This is a genomic window from Collinsella sp. AM29-10AC (assembly GCF_003469085.1).
Taxonomy (GTDB): domain Bacteria; phylum Actinomycetota; class Coriobacteriia; order Coriobacteriales; family Coriobacteriaceae; genus Collinsella.
On record NZ_QSKB01000024.1, the window covers coordinates 21,028 to 46,105 of the forward strand.

26 protein-coding genes are annotated in these 25,078 nt (G+C 61.2%); 25 read left to right on the forward strand and 1 reads right to left on the reverse strand.

What is annotated here, in order from left to right:
- Positions 1-40: 40 nt before the first annotated feature.
- The 17 genes from DW754_RS08335 to rsfS all read left to right on the forward strand — a co-directional run bounded on the left by DW754_RS08335 (position 41) and on the right by rsfS (position 16,939).
- Positions 41-1,183 carry a zinc ribbon domain-containing protein gene (locus DW754_RS08335; RefSeq protein ID WP_158561643.1) on the forward strand — a complete coding sequence of 381 codons (1,143 nt, stop codon included), beginning with the start codon at positions 41-43 and terminating at the stop codon, positions 1,181-1,183.
- A gap of 107 nt (positions 1,184-1,290) precedes the next feature.
- A complete protein-coding gene (locus DW754_RS08340) occupies positions 1,291-1,833 on the forward strand; it encodes a peptidylprolyl isomerase (RefSeq protein ID WP_117736658.1) in 543 nt (180 codons plus the stop codon).
- Positions 1,834-1,844: 11 nt separating this feature from the next.
- Positions 1,845-3,149: a tetratricopeptide repeat protein gene (locus DW754_RS08345; protein ID WP_233512210.1), complete on the forward strand. Its 1,305-nt coding sequence runs from the start codon at positions 1,845-1,847 to the stop codon at positions 3,147-3,149.
- 127 nt (positions 3,150-3,276) lie between these two features.
- The gene (locus tag DW754_RS08350) at positions 3,277-4,308 is read left to right on the forward strand and encodes a rod shape-determining protein (RefSeq protein WP_006236061.1); all 1,032 of its coding nucleotides are present in this window, start codon (positions 3,277-3,279) and stop codon (positions 4,306-4,308) included.
- A 78-nt stretch (positions 4,309-4,386) separates the two neighbouring features.
- Positions 4,387-5,328, forward strand: coding sequence for a rod shape-determining protein MreC (gene mreC, locus DW754_RS08355; protein ID WP_117759294.1), 942 nt, complete (start codon positions 4,387-4,389; stop codon positions 5,326-5,328).
- A gap of 11 nt (positions 5,329-5,339) precedes the next feature.
- Positions 5,340-5,906, forward strand: coding sequence for a hypothetical protein (locus DW754_RS08360; RefSeq protein WP_117583249.1), 567 nt, complete (start codon positions 5,340-5,342; stop codon positions 5,904-5,906).
- A 13-nt stretch (positions 5,907-5,919) separates the two neighbouring features.
- The gene (gene mrdA, locus DW754_RS08365; protein ID WP_055249986.1) at positions 5,920-7,989 is read left to right on the forward strand and encodes a penicillin-binding protein 2; all 2,070 of its coding nucleotides are present in this window, start codon (positions 5,920-5,922) and stop codon (positions 7,987-7,989) included.
- A 9-nt stretch (positions 7,990-7,998) separates the two neighbouring features.
- Positions 7,999-9,225, forward strand: a complete 1,227-nt coding sequence (locus tag DW754_RS08370; protein WP_055249988.1) for an FtsW/RodA/SpoVE family cell cycle protein — start codon at positions 7,999-8,001, stop codon at positions 9,223-9,225.
- Between the two features lie 18 nt (positions 9,226-9,243).
- The gene (locus DW754_RS08375; RefSeq protein ID WP_055249990.1) at positions 9,244-10,173 is read left to right on the forward strand and encodes a YcjF family protein; all 930 of its coding nucleotides are present in this window, start codon (positions 9,244-9,246) and stop codon (positions 10,171-10,173) included.
- A 10-nt stretch (positions 10,174-10,183) separates the two neighbouring features.
- Entirely contained in the window at positions 10,184-12,061 is a 1,878-nt protein-coding gene (locus DW754_RS08380) for a TIGR03960 family B12-binding radical SAM protein (protein ID WP_055249992.1), read from the forward strand.
- The gene (locus DW754_RS08385; protein ID WP_117759292.1) at positions 12,058-12,870 is read left to right on the forward strand and encodes a TIGR03936 family radical SAM-associated protein; all 813 of its coding nucleotides are present in this window, start codon (positions 12,058-12,060) and stop codon (positions 12,868-12,870) included. Before DW754_RS08380 ends, DW754_RS08385 begins: the two co-directional genes overlap by 4 nt.
- A 67-nt stretch (positions 12,871-12,937) precedes the next feature.
- The gene (rplU, locus tag DW754_RS08390) at positions 12,938-13,312 is read left to right on the forward strand and encodes a 50S ribosomal protein L21 (protein ID WP_035138585.1); all 375 of its coding nucleotides are present in this window, start codon (positions 12,938-12,940) and stop codon (positions 13,310-13,312) included.
- Between the two features lie 33 nt (positions 13,313-13,345).
- Positions 13,346-13,603 carry a 50S ribosomal protein L27 gene (gene rpmA / locus DW754_RS08395; RefSeq protein ID WP_006236075.1) on the forward strand — a complete coding sequence of 86 codons (258 nt, stop codon included), beginning with the start codon at positions 13,346-13,348 and terminating at the stop codon, positions 13,601-13,603.
- Between the two features lie 84 nt (positions 13,604-13,687).
- The gene (gene obgE / locus DW754_RS08400) at positions 13,688-15,154 is read left to right on the forward strand and encodes a GTPase ObgE (protein ID WP_199411476.1); all 1,467 of its coding nucleotides are present in this window, start codon (positions 13,688-13,690) and stop codon (positions 15,152-15,154) included.
- Positions 15,155-15,157: 3 nt separating this feature from the next.
- Positions 15,158-15,835, forward strand: coding sequence for a nicotinate-nucleotide adenylyltransferase (gene nadD, locus DW754_RS08405; RefSeq protein WP_055249998.1), 678 nt, complete (start codon positions 15,158-15,160; stop codon positions 15,833-15,835).
- 86 nt (positions 15,836-15,921) lie between these two features.
- The gene (yqeK, locus tag DW754_RS08410; protein WP_199411477.1) at positions 15,922-16,455 is read left to right on the forward strand and encodes a bis(5'-nucleosyl)-tetraphosphatase (symmetrical) YqeK; all 534 of its coding nucleotides are present in this window, start codon (positions 15,922-15,924) and stop codon (positions 16,453-16,455) included.
- Positions 16,456-16,483: 28 nt separating this feature from the next.
- Positions 16,484-16,939, forward strand: a complete 456-nt coding sequence (rsfS, locus tag DW754_RS08415; RefSeq protein WP_117759286.1) for a ribosome silencing factor — start codon at positions 16,484-16,486, stop codon at positions 16,937-16,939.
- A 98-nt stretch (positions 16,940-17,037) separates the two neighbouring features.
- Here the strand turns inward: rsfS and dinB are convergent, their stop codons facing one another.
- Positions 17,038-18,291, reverse strand: coding sequence for a DNA polymerase IV (gene dinB, locus DW754_RS08420; protein WP_199411475.1), 1,254 nt, complete (start codon positions 18,289-18,291; stop codon positions 17,038-17,040).
- 201 nt (positions 18,292-18,492) lie between these two features.
- Here dinB and rpsP point away from each other — a divergent pair, with 201 nt between their 5' ends.
- The 8 genes from rpsP to DW754_RS08460 are packed head-to-tail and all read left to right on the forward strand — an operon-like array spanning position 18,493 to position 24,964.
- Positions 18,493-18,834 carry a 30S ribosomal protein S16 gene (gene rpsP / locus DW754_RS08425; RefSeq protein WP_022094749.1) on the forward strand — a complete coding sequence of 114 codons (342 nt, stop codon included), beginning with the start codon at positions 18,493-18,495 and terminating at the stop codon, positions 18,832-18,834.
- 42 nt (positions 18,835-18,876) lie between these two features.
- Entirely contained in the window at positions 18,877-19,122 is a 246-nt protein-coding gene (locus DW754_RS08430) for a KH domain-containing protein (RefSeq protein ID WP_171021534.1), read from the forward strand.
- Between the two features lie 4 nt (positions 19,123-19,126).
- The gene (gene rimM / locus DW754_RS08435; RefSeq protein WP_117759282.1) at positions 19,127-19,648 is read left to right on the forward strand and encodes a ribosome maturation factor RimM; all 522 of its coding nucleotides are present in this window, start codon (positions 19,127-19,129) and stop codon (positions 19,646-19,648) included.
- A 10-nt stretch (positions 19,649-19,658) separates the two neighbouring features.
- Complete coding sequence (gene trmD, locus DW754_RS08440; protein WP_089573450.1) at positions 19,659-20,417, forward strand: tRNA (guanosine(37)-N1)-methyltransferase TrmD; 759 nt, start codon at positions 19,659-19,661, stop codon at positions 20,415-20,417.
- Between the two features lie 2 nt (positions 20,418-20,419).
- Entirely contained in the window at positions 20,420-20,983 is a 564-nt protein-coding gene (lepB, locus tag DW754_RS08445) for a signal peptidase I (protein WP_089573451.1), read from the forward strand.
- Between the two features lie 59 nt (positions 20,984-21,042).
- Positions 21,043-21,954 carry a glycine--tRNA ligase subunit alpha gene (locus DW754_RS08450; protein WP_006236091.1) on the forward strand — a complete coding sequence of 304 codons (912 nt, stop codon included), beginning with the start codon at positions 21,043-21,045 and terminating at the stop codon, positions 21,952-21,954.
- Between the two features lie 3 nt (positions 21,955-21,957).
- A complete protein-coding gene (gene glyS / locus DW754_RS08455; protein ID WP_117759280.1) occupies positions 21,958-24,054 on the forward strand; it encodes a glycine--tRNA ligase subunit beta in 2,097 nt (698 codons plus the stop codon).
- 34 nt (positions 24,055-24,088) lie between these two features.
- Positions 24,089-24,964: a pyruvate, water dikinase regulatory protein gene (locus DW754_RS08460; RefSeq protein ID WP_117759278.1), complete on the forward strand. Its 876-nt coding sequence runs from the start codon at positions 24,089-24,091 to the stop codon at positions 24,962-24,964.
- Positions 24,965-25,078: the final 114 nt, after the last annotated feature.

The following is a 25,078-nucleotide window of genomic DNA, read 5'->3' on the forward strand; positions in this document are numbered from 1 at the left end:
CTAACCTCGATTATTTGAATTGCTTCGAAAAGAGGATGCCGTGATCTGCCCGCATTGCCTTAAGACTATCGAGGACGGCGCCTCGTTCTGCCCCTACTGCAACGCCTATGTGGGTCCGGGCGATGGTCCCGAGCACACCGAGTTCGTGTTCTGTGAGGGCTGCGGTGCCCGTCTTTCTCCGCATGATCGTACGTGCCCCAAATGCGGACGCCCTGCTCCGGGTATCCTCTCCGAGGACGCGGCCGCATCCGACCTGGCAGCGGGCCGCACGGCGGGCTTTCCGCGCCTAACGCAAGAGCAGATCGACACCGAGGTGCCGCATGCGCCGGCCTCTGCCGCTGCGGTGCTTTCGGACGCCGCCGACCCCAATGAGACCTGCGTGCTGCCGGCTTTCGATAAGGATTTCGGTATTCCCAAGGTCGATATTCCCATGCCCGTTTCCCTGCATGACGATGCTCAAAAACCCAAGCGCAAGGTGCACCCCGACGAGGACGCCTATCACAAGCACAAGCGTCATATTCCCAAGCCGCTCATTATCATCGCGGTCCTTGCCGTCGTTTGCGGCGGTGCCTATTGGTTCGTGACGACCGATCCCATGGGTGTTATGCCCGGCTTCTACGACCAGTTTGGCCAAGCTGCACAGACCACCTTCCCCACGCGCCAAAAGGGCGAGGCCACTGAGGACGATGCCAAGCAGGACGATTCTGCGGAGGTGGTCCAGGAAGAAACCGTGCTCACCGATGATCAGCTCTATACCAGGCTGGACGGTCTGTATCAGACCATCGTGTCCTATGCTGACGAGGACCAGATTGGCGAGGTCATCGATTCCTTTAACAACGGCTATCTCCGAACGCCGCTGTCCACCCGTCAGGAGCTGTCGCAGAGTGCCTACGCCCTGCGTGACCAGATTAAAAAGACGCAAGATGAGCTCAACAATCTTAAGTATCAGGACGATACGGTCTATGCGGACGACATCGCCCACTTAAAGCAGCTTGCCGAGTGGATGTATGAGCGCGTTGACGTGATCTGCCAGAGCTGGGATATCTCGCTGGCCATTCCCGATGGCGAGTCGATGAGTTCCCACCAAAGCGAGATCCTGGCGCCCATCGCGCAGGGTGGCAACAGCGCGCTGAACCAGTACGACGCCAATGTGGGTTCCTGGAAGCCGCAGCAGCGTTCCTAAAAATAGTTCGCCATAGTCGGCATAACCTACGTGCGCAATTGATGTAAGCCCGTGCTTATTGCTACAATTCGTACAAATATGCTTTAAACGCACGAGGAAGGAACCACATGTTTGGTTTTAAGAAAGAGCTCTACACGCCCGGGTATCAGCTTGTCGGCGACGAGTGCGCCGTAATCGAGACGTCGAAGGGTACCATCAAGGTCAAGTTTGACGGCGAGGGCGCTCCCATTCATGTCGCGAACTTCTGCGAGCTTTCCACGATGGGCTTCTATGATGGCCTTAAGTTCCATCGCTATGTGCCCGGTTTTGTTATCCAGGGCGGGGACCCCAATACCCGCGACATGTCCGGCGCCGACGTCGCCGCCGGTCTTGAGGGCCCCGACGGCATGCCCGGTACCGGTGGCCCCGGCTACTGCATCAAGGGCGAGTTCGCCACCAATCCGCGCAACAGCCATGTCGATGGCGCCCTTGCCATGGCGCGCTCCATGGACCCCGATTCCGCGGGTTCGCAGTTCTACTTCTGCCTGGGTGCCCAGCATAACCTCGATTCCGGTTACACCGTCTTTGGTACCACGGTCGAGGGTCTCGATGTGATTTCGCAGCTGCGTGCCGGCGACGAGATCGTTCATGTCGAGATCGTTCACGAGTAAAGGGGACTTCCTTGAATAGCCAGCTGATCCAACAGGGCCGCGCCGCTTACCGCGCGGGTGATTTTTCCGCTGCAGCCCAGATGCTTGGGGCGGCAAAGACTCCCGATGAGATTATGGGCGAGGCCGACCACCTTCGTGGCAACGCCTTGATGCACCTGGGCATGTATGCCGAGGCCGCCGAGGCCTATGCCGCCGCCCTCAACGACGGCACCTATGGCAAGCGCGGCGCGCTGCTCACCAACCGCGGCAAGGCGCTCGCCGCGGTGGGCGACTACACGACGGCCGCTCAGGCGTTCTCTGCTGCTACGCAGGATGCTTCCTATGCCACGCCGTTCAAGGCCTATCTGGGTCTGGGCAATGCGCTGTTCCAATCGGGCGACTATGCCAACGCGGGAACCGCCTTCCGTCAGGCTGCCATCGACGGCGCCAATCCGGCTCCTGCCGCCGCACTCGGCGAGCTCGGTCGTTGCTTCATTAAGCTCGGCCGTCCGGCGGATGCCGTGGAGACCTACCGCACGGCTATCGACTTTGCCGGCCCCCGCGACGACACGCGTGCGCTCAACGCCGGCATGGGTCAGGCGCTTTCTGCCGCCGGCCGTCCCTCCGACGCACTCGACGCCTTTAACGCCGCTACTGCCGATGGCATCTACCAGCTCACCTCCGAGCAGGCCGATGAGCTTGCCCGCGTGCAGGATTCGCTTGCTGCGCTGTCTGCCCAGACGGCTATGGCCACGGCTCCGGCGCCCGCGATGGACGCTCCTGCCGTCGATCCGCTCGATCCTACGGGCGCGACCGGTCAGTTTATGCCCGATCCCTCGGACACCGGCTTCTTTACGCTGTCCGAGTCCGAGATGGTCCAGCAGGACCGTCAGGATCGTAAGCAGGCCAAGGTCCGTCGTCGCCATCGCCACACGGGTCTTAAAGTCTTCATCGTGCTGCTTCTGCTCATTTTGATCGCCGCGGGCGGTCTGGGCTTTGCCTACACGCGCGGCTTTGGCTTCCCGTCTCAGGAGTCTGTCGTTACCGATCTGTTCCAGGCTGCCGGCGACGGTGACGCCGCAAAGGCCGAGTCTTGCCTGGCCTCGAGCCTGTCCGAGGCCGCTAAGTCGATGATCATCTCCTCGATTCCGCAGGGTGCCACCGTGTCCGTCGAGGGCATGGATCAGTCCATGACCGAGACGACCGCCAAGGTGAAGGCATCGCTGTCCAAGGGCGGCGAGCAGGAGTACACCGTCAAATTCGTGCGCTCCGACAACCATATCGGCTGGGCCGTTTCTTCGCTCGATATGGATTTCTCGGCTGCTGACAACCAGTAGTGACCTTATGGGATTTAGCTTTGCCCGGCGCTTCACCGCAAGTGAGGTGCCGGGCTTGCGCTAGTATGATGGGCTAGTAGTTTTCCAGCAATCATCCAACACATCAGGAGTTGCGTTGTTTTCTTTGATGGATATGTTCTTCGGTAGCTATGCGGGCGATCTTGCCATCGACCTCGGCACCGCAAATACGCTTGTCTCCGTGCGCGGCAAGGGCATCGTCATTCGCGAGCCCTCTGTTGTCGCCATCGACAAGAACGACGAGCGCATCTTGGCGGTCGGTATCGAGGCAAAGCGCATGCTCGGCCGTACGCCCGGCAACATCGTGGCCGTTCGTCCCCTGAAGGACGGCGTCATCGCCGACTTCGATGTTACCGAGGCCATGCTTCGCTACTTTATCGATAAGGCGTCCGAGAAGCGCTATCCGTGGACTCCGCGTCCGCGTGTCGTCGTCTGCGTTCCCTCCGGTGTCACGTCGGTTGAGAAGCGCGCTGTCTTTGAGGCCACGATCCAGGCCGGTGCCCGCCAGGCCTATCTGATCGAAGAGCCTATGGCAGCCGCTATCGGCGCCGACCTGCCCGTCGAGGAACCCACCGGCTCCATGGTCATCGACATCGGCGGCGGTACCACCGAGGTCGCCGTTATCGCTATGGGCGGCATCGTCGTCTCGCAGTCCATTCGTATTGCCGGCGACGAGTTCGATCAGGCCATCCTCACGCACGTTCGTGATGCCTACAACCTGGCCATCGGCGAGCGTACGGCAGAGGACATCAAGATCAAGGTCGGTTCCGCCGTGCCGCTCAAGGACGAGCTCGACGTTGAGGTCAACGGCCGCGACGTGATCACCGGTCTGCCCAAGACCGTGCGCATCGAGAGCGAGGAGATTCGTCGCGCGCTCAACAAGCCGCTCGACGAGATGGCCAAGGCCGTCAAGGACGCACTCGACGCTACGCCTCCCGATCTTGCCTCGGACCTTATGTACTACGGCATTTTGCTGACCGGTGGCGGCGCGCTGCTGCGCGGTCTCGACGTGCGCCTGCGCGATGAGACCGGCGTTTCGGTCAATGTTAGCCCCACGGCGCTCGATAACGTCGTTAACGGCTGTGCCCGCGTGCTCGAGGCCAATGCGTTTGATGGCGGCTTCGTCCAGACCAATGCTTAATTTCCAAAAGGTGGATTCCATTTGGCACGATCTTCGGGTTTCTCCACAAATCTGAATACCAAGCGACAATCAACGGGTATGCGCCCGTTGATTGTTTTCAGCCTGATTTCGGTGTTGCTGCTCACGTTTTACATCCGCGAGGGCGAGGCAGGACCGATTCATGCCGTGCGCTCGGGCGTGACGACGATTACCTCGCCGGTGCGCTTTGTGGGCTCGGCTGTGGCGGCTCCCTTCAATGCGATCGGTAACGTGTTCTCTAACCTTACGGCGTCGCAGGACACGCTTGACGAGCTTAAGAAGCAAAACGAGGAACTGACCTCTAAGGTTGCCGAGCTCTCCGAGGCTCAAAAGACCGCCGAGCGACTGGAGGGGCTGGTCGGCCTGCAGTCGACCTACAACCTCAAATCAACCGCAGCTCGTATCATCGGCGCTTCGGGCGATGCCTGGACCTCGACCGTCACCATCGATAAGGGTTCTGCCGACGGTCTTACCATCAACATGCCTGTGACGAGTTCTGCCGGTGTCATAGGCCAGATTATCGAGGTCTCGGCCAAGACGTCCACCGTGCGCCTGATTGGCGATGAGAACTCGGGCGTGTCCGCTATGGTGCAGGACACGCGCGCCCAGGGCATGCTGCAGGGTCAGGCTGACGGCACGCTGCGTCTTGAGTACGTGAGCGTCGATTCCGACGTTAAGGTTGGCGACATCATCGTGACCTCGGGCATTGGCGGTGTGTTCCCCAAGGGTCTACCGCTCGGCACCGTCTCGTCTGTTGAGAAATCGGCTAACGACGTGTACTACACCATTGTGGTGCGCGCCCAGACGACGGCCGAGAACAACGAGGAAGTGCTGGTCATTACCTCGCTGACCGACGAACAGTCGGCCTCGGATGAGGACGTGAATACGGCCAACAGCACGCCGCAGGGAACGTCGCGCGATGCTGCGACCAAGACGAAGGACGAGAGCCCGGATGACAGTTCCGACACGTCCGAGACGACCGATTCCGGCTCGAGCGAATAGGGGGCATGTCCATGGATCTACACGAGCAGGGGATGAGCTCCCGCACGTTTGTAATCGCCGCCATTGTGTGCGTGCTGCTGCAGGCAGGCCTGGCACCGCAGATCTCCATTGCGGGCGGTCGCGTCAACTTTATGATTATCCTGGTGTGCCTAAGCGTGTTCTCGGGCGACCCGACCCGTGCCGTCGTGTGCGGTTTTTGCAGCGGCTTGTTCTATGACCTTTCCGCTGCCGTGCCGGTGGGCGTTATGTCGCTCCTGCTGACCGTGGGTTCTTTTGCCCTGGTGCATAGCGCTGCCGGTCAGACGGGCGGTGCCCCGAGTGCGCGCGGCATCACGGTGGGCGCCTTCGCGTTCGTCATTAATGTGATCTACAGCATCATCTTGCTGTTTATGGGTTTGGAGACGAGCTTTGTCGTGGCGATCTTCGGCCATGCGCTGCCGTCTTCGATCCTGACGGGTCTGGTTGCCATTCCGTTTTTGATGTCCGGCGTCGTGCCGCAGTCCGGTTATGGATTCTCCGCACGTGGCGGACGCCAGACGGGCATGCGCTTTAAGCCCAAGACCCGTAAGCTCAAATAGGGGAGGCTCGTAGATGTCTTCCCAGATGACGGTTATTATCGCCGGTATCGTGCTGGTTGTGGCTATCGTGGTCGCACTGGTCATTATGCGTCGCGGCGATTCTCGTTTTACCTACGATACGCAGCATGGGACGGCCCCGCGCGCCACCGAGGGCGAGGGCAATACCGCGGCGACCGCCTTTAAGGGCCGCTTCTCCATCCTCACCACGGGTGTGGGCGCGATGTTCGCGGCGCTTGCCGTCAAGCTGTGGGGCATGCAGATGGTCTCGTCGGACTATTACGAAAAGCAGGCTAATAGCAATCAGACGCGCACCGTTACCACACCCGCTGTGCGCGGCCGCATCCTCGACCGCAATGGCGTGGCGCTTGTCCAGAACCGTCCCTCACTTGCTGTCGTGGCCTACCGCGACCTTGCCGAGGATGAGGTTCTGGTTCGCCATCTTGCCAACGTGCTCGGTATGCCCTACGTGGCGGTGCTGCGCAATATTCAGGACAATTCCGAGGGCGCTCAGAGCCTGCATACCATCGCGACGGACGTCCGTCGCTCCACGGTTGCCTATATTCAGGAGCACGCCGGCGAGTTCCCGGGCGTCAAGATTGCCGAGCGTACCGAGCGCCAGTATCCATATGGCGAGACGGCATGCCATATCTTGGGCTATACCGGCACCATTACCTCCGAGCAGCTCGAGGCCCAGAATAAGAAAACCTCTGGTGATGATGATGCTTCTGCTGGCCGGATTACGTACCAGTCGGGCGATATCGTGGGCCAGGCGGGTGTTGAGAGCTACTACGAAAACCTGCTGCAGGGTATTCGTGGCGAGCAGACCGTCAAGGTCGATGCCTCGGGCAATGTGACCGGTCAGGCCGGCGCCGTGCCCGCCAAGGCCGGCTCCGACATTAAGCTCACGCTCGATCTTAAGATCCAACAGGCCTGTGAGACGGCGCTGGCGAGCGCCATCGAGCTTGCCAAGACCACTGGCTACAGCAATGCCGGCAACGGCGCTGTGGTGTGTCTCGATCCCAACAATGGCGAGATCCTGGGCATGGCGAGCGAGCCCAAGTTCGATCCGTCCGTCTTTATCGGCGGCGTCTCAAATGACGTGTGGACCGAGCTCAATGATGACAAGGGTTCGCACCCGCTGCTCAACCGCGCCATTAGCGGACAGTACATGTCGGCTTCGACCATCAAGCCGCTCTCGGCACTGGCCGGTCTTGAGTTTGGAACCTACACTTCAACGCAGACAACCAACTGCACGGGCTATTGGACGGGCCTGGGCAAGGCTTGGGGCAAGCGCTGCTGGCTGACGTCTGGCCACGGCACCATGACGCTGCAGTCGGGTATCGCCAACTCGTGCGACCCCGTCTTCTACGACATGGGCAAGGCCTTCTTTTATGACGAGCAACATTCCGAGGGCCTGCAGGAGGTCTTTCGTCGCTGGGGCCTAGGCAAGACCTGCGGTATCGATCTGCCGAGTGAGGGCGCGGGCCGTATTCCCGATGCCGAGTGGAAAGAGTCGTACTTTACCGACGCCTCTGCCGAGGACCGCAAGTGGAATGCCGGCGATATGACCAACATTGCCATCGGCCAAGGCGACATCCTGGTGACGCCCCTGCAGATGGCGTGCGCCTATATGGGTCTTGCCAACGGCGGCAAGCAGTACGTGCCTCACGTGTTTTTGTCTGCCGTGTCGCGCGATGGCGACGGCGATGCCTATAAGTACAACGGCAAGGGCAAGAAGAAGCGCCTGGAGGCCAAGATCAACAGCGATTCGGATTTGACTCTTGTTCGCAACGGCATGCACGACGTGATTTACACGGCATCGACGTCCCTGGCGGCTCACTTTGGCACCCTGACGCCGCAGGTGTACGGCAAGTCGGGCACGGGCGAGAAAAGCGGCGAGGACGAATACGCGTGGTTCTGCGCCTATGCACCGGCCGATGATCCCAAGTATGTCATCGCTACTGTCCTGGAGCAGGGCGGCGGTGGTTCGGATACCGCGATGCATGTCGTGCGCGACGTGCTCGGCGTGATTTATGACGAGCCCGATACCTCTTCGGCCTCGGGCGATTCTTCGGTTCGATAGGAGGTTGCGATGGATTTTTCTCCGGCGGATCTGTTCCGTTCAACCAAGACCGGCTCTCGCAGCAGCCTGGACCGCGTCAACAAGCAACTTTCGGCCTCGCGCGGTACGTTTCGCCAAAAGGTGCATATCGGTGTGCTGCTGGCTACCGTCGCGCTCGTTGCCTATGGCGCCATCATTATTTGGTCGGCGTCACAGTTTAAGGCCGACGCCTCATTCTCGCGCCACCTGCTGGGCATTGGCATTGGCGCGGTGCTTGCGGTGCTCGTCTGGCGTACCGATCTGCGCGGCATCTCTAACTTCTCGACGGCGCTGCTCGTCATTGACCTTATTGTGATCTTCTCGCCCAAGATTCCGGGCCTGTCCTATACGGGCGGTCTGGGCATGACGGGCTGGATCAAGATTCCCGGTATCGGCTTGACATTCCAGCCGGTTGAGCTTGCCAAGCTCATCACCATCTTCTTTATCGCCACGCTTGGCTCGCAGTATAACGGCCGCATCGATACCGTTCGCGACTACGTCAAGCTCTGCGGCATGCTGTCCATTCCGTTTTTGGCCGTCGTCGCCATGGGCGACCTGGGCTCGGGCCTGGTCGTGCTGGTCTCGGGCGCCATCGTCATCTGCATGAGCGGTGCACGCCGCGAATGGGTGCTGTCGACCCTGGCCCTGCTCGTGGGCCTGGTGGCCCTCGTCCTGGCGCTCGATTCGGTCTTTGATTCGTTGCTCGGCCACGATGTGCTCATCAAGCAGTATCAGATGAACCGTCTGACGGTCTTTATCGACCCCGATAATGCCGATTCGGACGATGCCTACAACCTGCAGCAGTCGCTTATCGCCGTTGGCTCGGGCGGCTTCTTTGGTAAGGGTTTGGGCCATGCGACGCAGTCGGCCGGCGGCTTTCTGCCCGAGTTCCACACCGACTTCGTCTTCGCCTTCCTGTCCGAGACCTTTGGCTTTTGCGGTTCCTTTTTGCTCCTGTGCCTCTACGTGCTGCTGATCTTTTCGACGATTCGCGTCGCCTTTAAGTGTGAGTCGCTGTTCTTGCGCCTATCGTGTGTGGGCATCGTTGGCATGTGGGCGTTCCAGACCTTCGAAAACATCGGCATGTGCATCGGCATGATGCCGATTACCGGTATTCCGCTACCGTTTATTAGCTTCGGTTCTTCTTCGATGATGATTCAGCTGCTGACGGTGGGTATCGTACAATCCATATGGCGGCATCGTTCGGGCGCCGCGTAACCGCTGGAGGGGTTTGCTATGAAAATTCCCGTAGATAAGCTGACCCGCGCTTTTAAGATGGGCGCGTCCGTTAAGAAGGATTCCGATACGCCGGTGCGCGTCTCGGTCTATTTGGATTCGTCCGCCTCGCGCTTTCTGGCCGAGACGGTGCGTGACGCCTTTGTACCGCAGACGACCTCGGGCATTGTGCGCGTCGAGCGTCTGGGGGAGGAGCGAATTGCTCCAAAGACCGATACCGATGTGGTACTGGTGCTCTCGTGTGGTTCCGACCGCTTGGAGAGTGCCGTGCAGGAGCTCGTGATCGCCGGCGCGCCCGTGTGCGTGCTTGCCGAGTCTGCTGTGGAGGTGCCGTTTATCGAGGAGTCCACGCCCATGCTCGGCGTGGTAGCGGCAACCGATAAGACGTATCTGCTCGAGACGCTTGCCCGCTGGATTCTCGATCGCACCGAAAAGGAAACGGCTTTTGCGGCGAACTTTGCCTTCATGCGCATCGCGGCGGCCAATCGTATCATCACCTCGTGCGCGCTCACCAATATGGCGACCGGTGCGCTGGTGTTTTTGCCGGGCGCCGATTATCCCGTTATGGCGCTGGCGCAGGTGGGCATGCTCTTTGAGCTCGCTGCCGTCTTTGGACGCGGCATTAAGCCTGAGCGCGGCTACGAGGTCGCTGGCGTGCTTGCCGGCGGTCTTGTGATCCGCGCGGTCACCCGCGCGCTCGTCAAGCAGACGCCGCATATTGGGTTTGCCGTCAAGGCGCTCACTGCTGCTGCGGGCACCTATGGCATGGGCCGTGCGCTCGTTTCGCTCTACGAGCGCGATGTCGACTACAGCCGTGCCAACGAGGTGGTCACTGCCACGTTCTCCCGCGTTCGCGATCTGGTGACCACGGTCGCGGGCGCTACCCGTCCTATGGCGTCCTACCAAGACGCATCCGATCTCGCTGCTTAGGGGTTTTCCGTTGCGCGTTCCGTATCAAGACTGCTTTCATTTAATTGAGCCGCTGCTCGCCAAGGTCGAGAAGCCGAGTCGCTATATCGATCACGAGTGGGGCACGCTTTCCAAGGCCGATGCCGACTACCGTTGCTGCTTGATCTACCCGGATGTGTACGAGGTTGGTCTGCCCAACCAGGGCATCGCCATCCTCTACAATATCCTTAACCAGGCCGAGGGCATCTCCTGCGAACGTGGCTATGTGCCGTGGCCCGATATGGGTGACGCCATGCGCGAGGCGGGTATTCCGCTGCTGTCGCTCGAAGGTGCTGCCCCCGTCGCTTCGTTTGATATCGTCGGTCTGCATGTGCCGCACGAGATGGCGGTGACGAACTTCCTCGAGGCTCTCGACCTCGCTGGCATTCCGCTGTTAGCGGCCGACCGAGGCGAAGACGACCCCATCATCATCGCCGGCGGTCCCTCGGTGTACAACCCCGAGCCGTACGCGGCCTTTTTCGATGCCATCCTCATCGGCGAGGGCGAGGAATCGCTGCTCGAGACCTGCCAGCTGCATCGCCGCCTGCGTGACGAAGGGGTCCCGCGCGCGCAGATTGTTGAGCAGCTTGCATCCATTGCCGGCAACTACGTGCCGTCGCTCTATGAGGTTCGTCACGACGAGCCCTGCTCGCCGCATGGCTACACCGTGCCGCGTGAGGGCAAGGATGCGCCGACCGTGGTCTACAAGCGCGTCGTCGAGGATTTCGGCGCCACGAATCCGCTGTCGCAGTCGTGCGTACCCTATGCGCAGCTGGTCCACGACCGCCTGTCTATCGAGATCCTGCGCGGCTGCGCCCGCGGCTGTCGCTTTTGCCAGGCCGGCATGACGTATCGCCCGGTGCGCGAGCGCTCGGCCGACCAGATCGTCTCGTCGGTGATTCAGGGTCTGGAAAAGACCGGCTATGACGAGGTGTCGCTGACCTCGCTCTCCACGACCGACCACTCCTGCATTCGCGACGTGCTCGGCAGGCTCAACCGTCGCCTGGAGGATACGGGTATTCGCGTGTCTATTCCGTCGCAGCGCCTGGATTCGTTTGGCGTGGATATGGCCGAGTCGGTCGCCGGCGAAAAGAAGGGCGGCCTGACGTTCGCACCCGAGGCCGGCAGCCAGCGCATGCGCGACATCATTAACAAGAACGTGACCGAGGAGGACCTGGACCGTGCGGCCAAGGCGGCCTTCGAGGCCGGCTGGAACCGCATGAAGCTCTACTTTATGATGGGCCTTCCCGGCGAGCGCGACGAGGACATCGTGGCCATCGCCAATCTGGCCGATCACGTGCTGGAGCTCGGTCGTTCCGTGGTGCCCAAGGCTCGTCGCGGCTCGATCTCGGTGTCCATCTCGGTTTCGGTCTTTATCCCCAAGGCTGCCACGCCGTTCCAGTGGTGCCCACAGCTCGACTACGACGACGTCAAGCGTCGCCAGAAGCTGCTTATCACGAGCGTTCGCAACCGTGCCGTCCGCGTGCATTACCACGATGCCGAGACCTCGCTCATCGAGGCCGCTCTGTCCCGCGCCGGTCGTGACATGACGCCCGTCATCATCGATGCTTGGCGCGCGGGCTCTCGCTTTGACGCCTGGGTAGAGCATTTCTCGCTCGATAACTGGAAGGAGGCTGCTGCCAAAAACGGCATCGACCTCAATGAGCTCGTGCACCTGCCCTACGAGTTGGACTGGCGCCTGCCGTGGGAGCACGTGAGCCCCGGCTGCACGCGCGGCTTCCTCGAGCGCGAGTACCGTCGCTCGCTCGAGGGTGTCACGACTCCCGACTGCACCCGCACGTCGTGCACCGGCTGCGGAATCTGCCCCACGCTCCACGCCAAGAATGTATTGATGGGTGATCGCGCATGAGTGAGCGCCTGACCGAAAACCCCACGCTCTTTAGACTTCGTGTTCGCTATGGCAAGCGCGATCGCCTTAAGTACCTGGGCCATCTCGAAGTAATCCATACCATTGAGCGCATCGTGCGCCGTGCGGGACTTCCCTATGCCGTCACGCAGGGCTTCTCTCCGCACATGCGCGTGGGCTTCTCTTCGGCGTTACCGGTGGGTACGTCGTCGACCTGCGAGTGGTATGACCTGTTTATGACCGAGTTCGTGGCGCTCGACGAGGCGTTTGGGCGCCTGGCTGCGGCGTCTCCGGCCGATCTGGCGCCCATCGAGGCGGCGTATATCGACGTGCGCACGCCGGCGTTGACGGCGCAACTCACGCGTCTGTCGTATCGCATCGACCTGCACTTGGATCCCGAGGCGCCCGTAAGCGCCGACGAGGTGCGTCGTGCGATCGACACGCTGCGCGCGGACCATGGCATCGACTACGCGCGCGGCAAAAAGAGCAAGCGACTTGATCTGGACCATACGCTCGTTGGCTATGAGCTCACGGCGGGGGAGTGTGAGGACCATCTGGTGCTCATGCTCGACACCCATGCCGACAACGAGGGCTCCATGCGTCCGGAAATTTTGCTTTCTGCTGCTGATGTTTTGTTGCAGGGCTTGACCCCGGGCGTGGATGCACCTATTGTTTCCACCGGTATGCAAGACCTCGTGACCATCTGCTCCTACGATGTCGAGCGTCAGAATCAAGCATGCGAGGACGACGAGGGCCGACTCGTCAGCCCCATACCTGTGCGAACTTGTGGATTTGCTCCACATACTCGTTGACGGGGGTATTTTCGCCTGCTACTATATTCGGCTGTTGCACTAACTGATGCATGAAGGGCAAGTAAACATGTACGCAATCGTTAACACGGGCGGCAAGCAGTACAAGGTCGCCACCGACGATGTCATCACCGTCGAGAAGATCGAGGGCAATGAGGGCGACAAGGTCACCCTGCCGGTCATCTTCCTCAACGATGGTAAGAAGATCGTCACCGATCCCGACAAGCTGGCCAAGGCCAAGGTTACCGCTCAGATCGTTGAGCAGTTCAAGGGCGAGAAGCAGCTGGTCTTCAAGTTCCACAAGCGTAAGCGCTATCGTCGTCTGAAGGGTCACCGTCAGCAGCTCACCAAGCTGAAGATCGTGAAGGTCCAGGCTACGTCCCGCGCCAAGAAGGCTGTCAAGGCAGAGGCCGAGGCTGTTGCCGAGGCTCCCGTCGCCGAGTAGATTACACTCGTAACGAAAGAGTAGGTATACACAATGGCACACAAAAAAGGACTCGGTTCCTCCCGTAATGGCCGTGACTCCCGCGGTCAGCGCCTTGGCACGAAGCGCTATGCCGGCCAGACGGTAACCACGGGCACGATTCTCGTCCGTCAGCACGGCACGCACATCCACCCGGGTGAGAACGTTGGCCGCGGCAAGGACGACACGCTGTTCGCGCTGGTCGACGGTACCGTTGAGTTCCACAAGGGTATCAAGCACAGGGTCAGCGTACGCCCGCTCGCGAACGCGTAATTTACCCTTCATAGAGCACATATGTGGGAGGCACTTGAGTTTTAGGATTCAAGGGTCTCCCTCTTTTTGTAGGAGGCGATTCTGTTGTCACAGTTCACCGATATCAGCCGCATTAACGTGTGCGGCGGCGACGGCGGAGCCGGATGCATGTCGTTTAGGCGCGAGGCATTTGTCCCCAAGGGCGGCCCCGATGGCGGCGACGGCGGTCGTGGCGGCAATGTTGTCATCCAGGCCGATGCTCAGCTGTCTTCGCTGATCGATTACCGCTTCAAGCATCACTTCCGCGCCGAGCGCGGCACGCATGGGCAGGGTGCCCGTCGTAACGGTAAGAGCGGCGAGGACCTGATCCTGAAGGTTCCCATGGGTACCGTGGTGCGCGAGCTCGACCCCGAGACGCAGACCCCGATGTTCGAGATTGCTGACCTGGTGCACGATGGCGAGCGCGTTGTCGTGGCGCCCGGCGGTGTCGGTGGCCTGGGCAACACGCACTTTGTGACGTCGGTGCGTCGCGCGCCCGCGTTCGCTCAGCTGGGCGAACCGGCCGAGGAGCACTGGATTGAGCTTGAGATGAAGCTTATGGCCGATGCCGCGCTCGTGGGTTTCCCCTCGGTGGGCAAGTCCTCGCTTATCGCGCGCATGAGTGCCGCCCGTCCCAAGATCGCCGACTATCCGTTTACAACGCTCGTGCCGAACCTCGGCATGGTGCGTGCCGGTGAGTATTCTTACGTCGTTGCCGACGTTCCTGGTTTGATCGAGGGCGCGAGCGAGGGCAAGGGCCTGGGCCACCAGTTCCTGCGCCACATTGAGCGCACGGCGCTCATCATGCATGTCGTTGACATGACGGGCGGGTTTGAGGATCGCGATCCGGTCGAGGATTACCGTATCATCAACCGTGAGCTCGAGCAGTATGGCGCCGAGCTTTCGGAGCGTCCGCAGATCGTCGTCGCCAACAAGTGCGATGCGCCGGGCACGGCCGACAAGATTGCCGACCTCAAGCGCGCCGCGCTCGACGATGGACATATGTTCTTTGCCGTGTCCGCCGTGACGGGCGCCGGCCTCAACACGCTGATGCTTGCCGTGGGCGAGCAGGTGGCTAAGCTGCGTGCCGAGTTGGTGGTCTCCGCTGAGCCAGTCGATCTGCGCGACGAGGAGTGGGAGCGCCGCCGTCTGCAGCGCGAGAAGCGTTTCCGCATTGTCCAGGAAGAGCCCGGTGCCTTCCGTGTGGTTGGTCGCGCGATTGAGCGCATGGTCATCCAGACCGATTGGGAAAACGAGGAAGCTGTCATTTATCTACAGCACAAGTTTGCGCGTATGGGTGTTGACGACGCGCTCGAGAAGGCCGGTTGCCGTGCGGGCGACGAGGTCCGCATTTGCCAGCGCGCCTTTGACTTTGAGGGCGCTGAGGACTTCTCGGAGTACGAGGAGCTCGAGGACGCTGGCGAGGACGTTGCCGTTGAGGCCCTTGACGTGACCGATGCTCCGGATGAGGGCGTCGAGGTTGTCGATGCGGCGGATGTCGCGGACGATGCCGAGACCTCGGAGGGCGAGTAAGCCATGTCGCTGCGCGGTGGAATCGGTTTGCCCGAGCTGCCCATAAAAGAGGGCAAAGAGTTTCGGCTTGGCATTATGGGCGGCACATTCGACCCGATTCATTACGGGCACCTGGTGACTGCCGAGCAGGCGCGCGAGTCGCTCGACTTGGACGCTGTGCTCTTTATGCCGGCGGGCTCTCCCGCCTTTAAGCTTGACAAGCCGGTGACGCCTGCCGAGGACCGTTATGCCATGACGGTCCTCGCCACCGCCGCGAACCCGGCCTTTTTGGCGAGCCGGTTCGAGATTGACCGTCCGGGCGTAACCTATACGGCCGATACGCTTCATGCCCTTCGCGACTTTTACCCGCCGCAGGTAAAGCTCTACTTTATTACGGGCGCCGATGCGATTATCGATATTGTGACCTGGCATGATGCCGAACGAATTGCTGAGCTTGCTACCTTTATTGCGGCGACGCGACCGGGCTTTGATATCGATACGGCGCGTGCCCGAATCAAAGAGTCGGGGCTGCCGTTCGACGTGCGCTATATTCAGATTCCGGCGCTGGCGATCAGCTCGACGAACATTCGTAAGCGAGTTGCCCGCGGCATGAGCGTGCGCTATCTTACGAGCGAGTCTGTGCTCGGCTACATTCGCAAGCGCAGTTTGTATGTCGATCTGGGTCAAGAAGATTTTGAGTGATGGGGGCTACGTTGTCGGTAGAGGATCAGTTTGAGGGCGATGAGCGCGCGCTGCTCAAGCGCATTCAAGAGCTGCTCGATGTTCGCATGAAAGATAAGCGCAAGCGCTATGTGCATTCGCTGGGTGTTGCCGAGACCGCACTTCATCTGGCCGAGGTCTACGGCGTTGACCGCTTTGATGCCGCTGCCGCCGGCTTAATTCACGACTGGGACAAGGTGCTTTCCGATGATGAGCTCGTGGCCCGCGCGCTTCACTATGGCATCAAGGTTGTCGGCTCTCCTTCCGCCGCGACGCCGCTTTTGCATGGCCCTGTTGCCGCCTATGAGCTTCCGCAGCTTTTTCCCGAGCTGTCACCGGCCGTTTTCCAGGCTGTCGACCGTCACACCGTGGGTGCCTGCGACATGACGCCGCTCGATATGGTGGTCTTTGTGGCAGATGCCATCGAGCCCAACCGCCACGGCGACTATGCCCATGCGCTGCGCAAGATGGTGGGGAAGTCCTCGCTCGACGAGTTGTTCTTCTCCTGTTTTGCGCAGGGTCTGGTCTATGTGATCCAGTCCGGGCGCTATCTTTATCCCACGGCTATTACGATTTACAACCATTACGCCCAGCTGCGCTAGCTCGGGTGTGTCTAGAAAGAGGTATTCCATGGCCGACGAGACCATGACTGACGAGCAGATTCTTGAAGGTGTGGAGCACAAGAGTTTCGTTGCCACGTCCGACCGCACCGCCGCCTCGCTGTCCGCGAGCGGTGTCGCCGCCGAGGATGTCGCCCGCGCCGCCGCGCAGGCCGCCTACGACAAGAAGGGCGAGGACGTGCAGGTGCTCAACCTGACCGAGCTTTCCGACGTGTGCGACTACTTTGTGCTTGCCACCGGTACCAACAACCGCCAGGTCGATTCGATTGTCGACGAGATCGAGGAGAAGGTCGCCGAGGCTTGCGGTGAGCATCCGTTCTCCATCGAGGGCCGCGAGCAGAAGATCTGGATGCTCATGGACTACGGCTCGGTCGTCGTTCACGTCTTCACTCCCGAAGCCCGCGACTTCTACCGTCTAGAAAAGCTCTGGGGTGACGCCCCCCAGCTCCCCCTCGACCTCCTCTAGTGGCTCATTTGATACGGGGCTTTTAGTTAGCCTCGCGCATTTTGCCGGGCAGTTGCGGTTTTCCGTACCTGCCCGGCTTTCTTTTTGCTCAAAGGCGGTTAATCGCTGAAGCGGGATTGGCGGCCGAAGGATAGGGCGGTGTCGCCGAACTTGTCTCGGACGGCATCGATCGCGACGGAGAGGTCGCGACGGTCGCTCGATTGGGCTCCGCGGTCGTCGACTTCGCAGAACAGGTCGGTCTGGATGCCGCCTTGGTGGTCGAAGTCGCTCATACCGATGCCTGCTAAGCGAACATGCATGCCTTCCTGCCAGATGTTGTCGAGTAGCTCGAGCGCCACGGCCACGAAGATGTTCTCATCGTCGGTCGGATGAGGCAGCCGGCGCTGTGCCGTACGCCCGCTTCCATACGAATACTTGAGCCTGAGCGTTACCGTGCCGCCCGTCAGTCCCTGACGGCGCAGGCGGCGTCCAACCGACTCACCCAGCAGCGCAATCGCCGCTTCGATGTCCCCGCGCTCAGTCAAATCTTTCGCAAAGGTGCGTTCATTGCTGACCGACTTGACCTCGCGCCCTTCATCGAGACTCGTGACTTCGGAGATTTCGAGTCCCAGCGCACGCTGGCGCATGCGTTCGCCGTTGACGCCAAAAATAGAGGCCAAGGTGGATTCCGGTGCACGTGATAGCTCGCCGAGCGTGTAGATGCGCATGCGGCGCAGTCGCTCCTCGGCCGAGCGCCCGATGCCGCTCATGGCAGATACCGGCAGCGCGGCCAAAAAGCGCTGCTCGGTTCCGGGGCGCACGATGGTCAGCCCAAACGGCTTATCCCGCTCGCTTGCGATCTTTGCGACCGTCTTGTTGCAGCCTACGCCAATGGAGCACGTCACTCCCAGCGCTGCCACGCGGTCGCTTATACGCCGTGCAACCAGCAGCGGGTCCTCGGGCGCAAAGCGACCCGGTGTGATATCGATAAAGGCTTCGTCGATCGATACGCGCTCAACGCGCGGCGTCTCCTCGGCAAGAATCGCCATGACCTGCGCGCTCACCTCGCGATAGCGATCAAAGTGCCCGTGCGTCCAAATGGCTTGCGGGCACAAGCGCCGTGCCTCGGCTGAGGGCATGGCGGAGTGCACGCCAAAGCGACGTGCCTCGTAAGAACAGGTGGACACAACGCCGCGGGAATCGGCGTCTCCGCCCACGATGAGCGGCTTTCCGCGCCATTCGGGATGATCGAGCATCTCCACGCTCGCAAAAAACGCATCGAGGTCCATCAGGCCCACCGCCGGACCCGTCCAGGGAGGCGGCGTGACGCCCATGGCATCCTCATAACCGTATGTATGTTCGCGTCTTTCCATGTCATGAGTATACCGCGCAGCTCATGTGGGGTGCGTGTATGTGCTTGCAAATCGCGAATTCTTGTCTAAGATATGGATTTGCCTTCGACTACACCGAAGAAGTTGGTCTCACGGACTTCACCTGCCCGCGTCGATGGCGTATTATGTTCAACTGTTTGTTTGTAGTTGCAGCCTAAAGCTGCTTGGTTGGAGGAGTTTCCTTTGGCAGTCAAGATTCGCCTTGCTCGTCACGGCGCTAAGAAGCGTCCGTACTACCGTGTCGTCGTCGCCGATTCCCGCGCCCCGCGTGACGGTCGTATCATCGAGGAGGTTGGCCGCTACAACCCGATGACCGCCCCCAAGACCATCAACCTCGACCTCGAGAAGATCGCCGACTGGCAGTCCAAGGGCGCTCAGCTCACCGACGCCGTCGCCGCTCTGGTCAAGGCCGCCAACGAGGGCGAGAAGACCGAGACCGTCGTCAAGAAGTCCAAGAAGCAGCTCGCCAAAGAGGCCGAGGCCGCTAAGGCTGCCGCTGAGGCCGCTGAGGGCGCCGAGGAGTAAATCGTGCCTGAGGTTGACGCTGCACAGCTCGAGGGTGAGGCAATGCTCTCAGATCGCATCGCCGATCTCGTCGAATATCTCGTTGTTCAGATCGTCGACGACCCGGATTCCGTGAGCCTTGAGGTCATCGATGGTGACGACGCCTCTACGATCGAGGTTTCGGTCGCCGAGGATGACGTCGCTAAGGTCATCGGCCGTCGTGGCCGTACCATCAAGGCCATTCGCACGCTCGCCCGTGCACTGGCCGCTCGCCTCGACACTGCTGTCGAGGTAGAGGTTCTGGGCTAGGACCTTGAGGTTCCAGTACAAAAACATCGCCCGTGTGGTCAAGCCGCACGGAAGGAAGGGGGAGGTCCTCGCGCAGCCGCTGCGGGGGCTTCCTTCTGTATTAGAGCCGGGTATGCGCGTCGCCCTGACGCCGCCGGCGCTCAAGCGCGACCGCTTTTGCACGGTCGTGTCCGTCACCGATACGGGCGATGGCGATCTGGTCTCGTTTGAGGGCATTGACGACTTGACGGCCGCCGAGGGCATCACGGGATGCTATGTGTTGGCAAATCGTGACGATTTTGAGCTCGATTCACTCGACGCCGCCTATTCCGACCTGATGGGTCGCGAGGTGGTCGACGAGCGCTTCGGTTCACTCGGTACGATCGTCGAGATCATGTCGACGCCCGCTAACGATGTTTGGGTTGTCGAGGGCGATCGGTACGGCGAGGTACTGATTCCCGTGATCGAGCAGGTTGTGCTCGATCTTCCCGACACAGGAACAATTTCCGTCCACGTTATGGACGGCCTGATCGATATGGACAAGTAGGGAGGACAACATGCTGATTGAGACCCTTTCGGTCTTTCCCGAGATGTTTGAGCCCGTCATGTCCACATCGATTTTGGGCCGCGCCCGCAAGGCCGGCCTTTTTGATTTTAAGGCGTATAACCTGCGCGACTGGACGCACGACCGCCATCGTACCGTCGATGACGAGCCGTACGGCGGCGGGCAGGGCATGCTCATGAAGGTCGAGCCTATCGCCGAGGCCATCGAGGCCATTAGCGCGGAGGGCCCCAAGCCGACGGTGGTGTTCTTCACCCCGTGCGGCGAGCCTTTTACGCAGCATGTGGCCGAGCGCCTGCTCAAAAGCGAGCGCCTGCTGTTTGTGTGCAGCCGTTACGAAGGTGTCGACGAGCGTGCCTATGCGTATGCCGACGAGCGCCTGTCGATCGGCGATTACGTGCTCACGGGCGGCGAGCTTCCCGCTATGGTCGTTGCCGATGCCGTCGTACGCCTGATCCCCGGCGCCCTTGGTGATGAGATGAGCAACGTCGACGAGTCGTTCTCGACCGCCGAGGACGGAGGCCTGCTCGAGTACGCGCAGTACACCCGTCCCGCCGAGTTCAACGGCGAGGGCGTGCCTCCGGTGCTTGTGAGCGGCGATCACGCCAAGGTCGATGCCTGGCGTCGCAAGAACGCCATCGAGCGCACCTGCCGCTGGCGTCCGGACTTGATCGAGACGGCGCGGCTCACGCCCGAGGAGCGCGCTTACGCGCAGGTGATCCTTGACGCTTCGTATTCGCAGAGCGAGGAGTGAGTATGGTTCCTACGCAACATTCCGCGTTGAGGGGCGCTTTTGAGTGGATCGCGGTCATCGCGATCGCACTGGTCGCCACCTTCTTGATTCGCTCGTTTGTGGTCGAGCCCTTTGTAGTGCCCACCGGTTCCATGGAGGACACGATCGAGATCGGCGATCAGATTCTGGCGCAGAAGGTGACGCTCGAACTCGGACAGCCCGTCAAACAGGGCGATATCGTGGTGTTTCACAACCCCGATGCCACATCCGAGCATGACGTGCTGGTAAAGCGCGTCATCGCCACGGCCGGCCAGACGGTCGACCTTCAGGACGGCAAGGTCGTCGTTGACGGCCAGGCGCTCGACGAGGACTATACGACGGGCATGAGCTGGCCGCTTTCGGTCCAAGCGCCTGGCGCCCAGGTGAGTTATCCCTACACCGTTCCCGACGGGTGCGTGTGGGTGATGGGCGACAACCGCGAAAACTCTGCCGACTCGCGCTACTTTGGTCCCGTCGATCGCTCTGATTTGATCGCTGTGGCGCTTGTGCGCTACTGGCCGCTCAACCGCATCGGCGCTATCGACTAAAAACCGCTATAGTACAGTACCTAACCGTGTAATCGTTTCGACGAGGGGATATTAGAGGCATGAACGCTTCATCGCTTTCCTTCCAAGACATCATCCTGCGCCTCCAGCAGTACTGGGGCGAGCAGGGCTGCGTCATTATGCAGCCCTATGACTCCGAGGTCGGTGCCGGTACCTTCCATACCGCGACCACGCTGCGCTCGCTCGGTCCCGCCGAGTGGCGCACCTGCTATGCGCAGCCTTGCCGCCGTCCCGCCGACGGCCGCTACGGCGAGAACCCTAACCGCATGCAGCACTACTATCAGTTCCAGGTGCTCATCAAGCCGTCGCCGGTCAACGCCCAGGAGCTCTACCTGGGTTCGCTGGCCGCCATTGGCCTGGACCCCAACGACCATGACGTCCGCTTTGTCGAGGACGACTGGGAGAGCCCGACCCTGGGCGCCTGGGGCCTTGGCTGGGAGGTCTGGCTCAACGGCATGGAGGTCACGCAGTTTACGTACTTCCAGCAGGTGGGCGGTATCGAGGTCGACCCCGTGCCCGTCGAGATTACCTATGGCCTGGAGCGTATCGCCATGTACGCCCAGGGCGTCAACTCGGTCTACGATCTGGTGTGGAGCTACCTGCCCGATGGCACGCCCATGACCTACGGCGACGTGTTCCTCGAGAACGAGCGCGAGTTCAGTGCCTATAACTTTGAGGTCGCCAACGTCGAGATGATGCGTCAGAAGTTTGACGACTACGAGGCCGAGTGCCATTCCTGCCTGGAGCGCAAACTGCCGCTACCGGCGTACGACTGCGTCATGAAGTGCAGCCATGCCTTCAACCTGCTCGATGCCCGTGGCGCCCTGTCCGCGGTCGAGCGTGCCAACTACATCCTGCGCGTCCGCGCCGTCGCCAAGGCGTGCTGCGAGGCCTACATGGCCGAGGTCGCCGGAGTCAACGAGAATGCCGACCAGGAAGGCGAGGTGGCGTAAGCCATGGCAGACGCTAAGGATTTCCTGTTTGAGATCGGTACGGAGGAAATGCCCTCCGCACCGCTGAACAATGCTGTCAAGCAGCTTGGCACCATGATCGCCAAGGGCCTCGACGAGGCCGGTCTGGCCCATGGCGAGGTCCGCGTGATCTCGAGTCCGCGTCGTCTGGCTGCGCTCGTGGCCAACGTCGCCACTGCGACCGATGAGGTTCACGAGGTCAAGCGCGGCCCCGCGGCAAACATTGCCTTTGATGCCGACGGCAACGCCACCAAGGCCGCACAGGGCTTCGCCCGTAAGTTCGGTGTGGCTGCCGAGGACTTGGTCCGTCGTGAGGACACCGACGGCCGCGAGTATGTGTTCGCCGAGAAGAACATTCCCTCCGCACCGGCTACCCCGATCCTGACGGCCCTGTGCGAGAAGACTATCGCCGGCCTGCAGTGGCCCAACTACCGCAGCCAGCGCTGGGGGCACGAGCACGCGACGTTCGTGCGTCCGGTCCGCTGGATTTGCTGCCTTCTGGGCGAGGATATTGTGCCTGTGTCGTTTGCCGACGTGACGAGCGGCAACACCACGCGTGGCCATCGCGTGCTTGGCCCCGGTGACCATGTTGTCGCTAGCCCCGCCGTCTACGAGCAGGTGCTCGAGGACGCCGGCGTGCTTTCTGCCGAGCGTCGTCGTGAGGCCATCCTTGCCGGTATCGCCGAGGTCGAGGCCGCTCGCCCCGGCTGCCATGTCGACACGCCCAAGAAGGTCTTTGAGGAGGTCATTAACCTCTGCGAGTGGCCGACGGTGCTCGTCGGTACCTTCGACGAGGAGTTCCTCAAGGTCCCGCACGAGATCATCTGCGAGTCCATGCTCACCAACCAGCGCTACTTCCCGATCTATGACGGCGAGGGCAAGCTTACGCGTGAGTTCGTGGTCGTCTCCAACAGCAAGCCCGAGAACGCCGAGCGTGTGATCGACGGCAACGAGCGCGTCGTGCGCGCCCGCCTGGACGACGCCAAGTTCTTCTACGAGGAGGACCTGAAGATCTCCCTCGACGAGTTCCGCGAGCGTCTGGCCAAGGTCGCCTTCCAGGAGAAGCTCGGCAGCGTGCTCGCCAAGTCCGAGCGTGTTGAGCAGCTCGCGCTCGCCATTGCCCGTGAGGCCCATCTGGGCGCCCACCTGGCCGCCGACGCCGCTCGCGCCGCTCACCTGTGCAAGGCCGACCTGGTGTCCAACGCCGTCGTCGAGTTCACGAGCCAACAGGGCGTGATGGGCGGTTATTACGCGACCGCGATGGGGGAGAACGACGAGGTTGCCCACGCCATTCGCGATCATTATCGTCCCCGCTTTGCCGGCGACGAGCTGCCCGAGGGCACCGCTGGCTGCATCGTGGCCTGCGCCGACAAGCTCGATACCATCGCCGGTATCTTTGCCATCGGCGAGCCCCCGACTGGCTCCTCCGATCCCTACGCGCTGCGTCGTGCCGCTATCGGTATCATCAACATCCTGCGCGACCGTCTGCCGATCGATCCCACGTCGCTCATCGACTTTGCGCTCGAGCTCTATAGCGAGCAGGGCATTGAGTTCGACGCCGCCGAGGTCGCGCAGCAGGTTCGTGACTTCTTCCATGGCCGCCTGGTGAGCATGGCCCGCGACGAAAAGATCCCGGCCGATACCGTTGCCGCTGTCTCCGCGGTGCACATTATCGCCCCGTCCGTCTTCTTCGCCCGCTGCGCCGCCCTCGACGAGGCCCGCAAAAACGACGCTGAGACGTTCGACAACCTGGCTACCGCCTATGCCCGTGCCGCGCATATCTCGAAGCCCGAGCTGGGTGCGGAGTACGACCGCGCCCTGATGGGCGAGGCCGAACTCGCGCTCGCCGACGCCTCCGAGGCTGCTCAGACCGCTGTCGATGCCGCCCTTGCTGCCGAGGACTACCCGGCCGCATTTGCTGCCCTCGCCGCCCTGCGTGCCCCCATCGACCGCTTCTTCGACGAGGTCATGGTCATGGACAAGGACGAGCAGCTTCGCGATAATCGCCTTAAGCTGCTCAACCGCTTCGAGGCCGTTTTCTCCGGCATCGCCAACATCGGTGAGCTTGCCCGCAAAAAGTAAGCCAGCCTGCGCATAAGCGCAAAAGGAGCCCCGCATGGATTGCCCGGTCACCGCTCGTCCCACCGTTATCGTTATCTCCGATTCGCTCGGCGATACCGCTTGTGAGGTGGTGCTTGCGGCGTCCGGGCAATTTGATGAAGGGGCTTTTCGTCTCTTGCGCCTGCCCAAGGTGACCTCGGTGGAGCAGGTCAAGTCATTTGTGGGGCCGCGCGTCGATGCCGACCATCGCGATGTCGCCGTGTTCCATACCATTGTCGATCCGGCGCTTCGCGCCCGCGTGCTCGATTACCTGGGTATGCTGCATATCCGTTCGGTCGACCTGATCGGCCCGACGCTTGCCGTGCTGTCGTCGCTCATCGGTATGCCGCCCAAGTGCGTTGCGGGCGTGATTCACAAGACCGATGACCGCTATTTCCATCGTATCGAGGCCATGGAGTATTTCGTTGAGCACGATGACGGTCGTGGTTGCGACGATCTGTCGGGTGCCGATATCGTGCTGCTGGGTGTGTCGCGTACATCCAAGACGCCGCTGTCGATGTATTTAGCCTATCAGGGCTACAAGGTCGCCAATGTCCCACTGGCGCATGGCATGGAGCCGCCCAAGTCGATTTACGAGGTTGACCCGATGCGCCTGTTCGGCTTGATTTCGACCGTCGATGTGATTTCCGAGATTCGCGATAGCCGCTTGGGCGACGACTACGCCCGCGCCGTCGCAGGCTCCTATGCCGAGCCCGAGAGCGTGCGTAGTGAGCTTGCGGAAGCCCGCGCGCTCATGAAACGCCTGGGCTGCTTTGTAGTGCGTACCGACGGCAAAGCCATCGAGGAAAGCGCTGCCGAGATCATTGCTCATCTCGAAGAGATTCAAGAGGCAAGAGCCCGCCGTGCCGCCCGCCGCGCTCAACAGCAGTAGTCCTTTCTGTGACGATTTTTCTGGGACGGGGATTAAAAAATCATTAGGTACTCAATGATTTTTTAAGGCTCTGTTAGACCAGGATTGACATTCCGCCCCATCATCTTCTTGCGA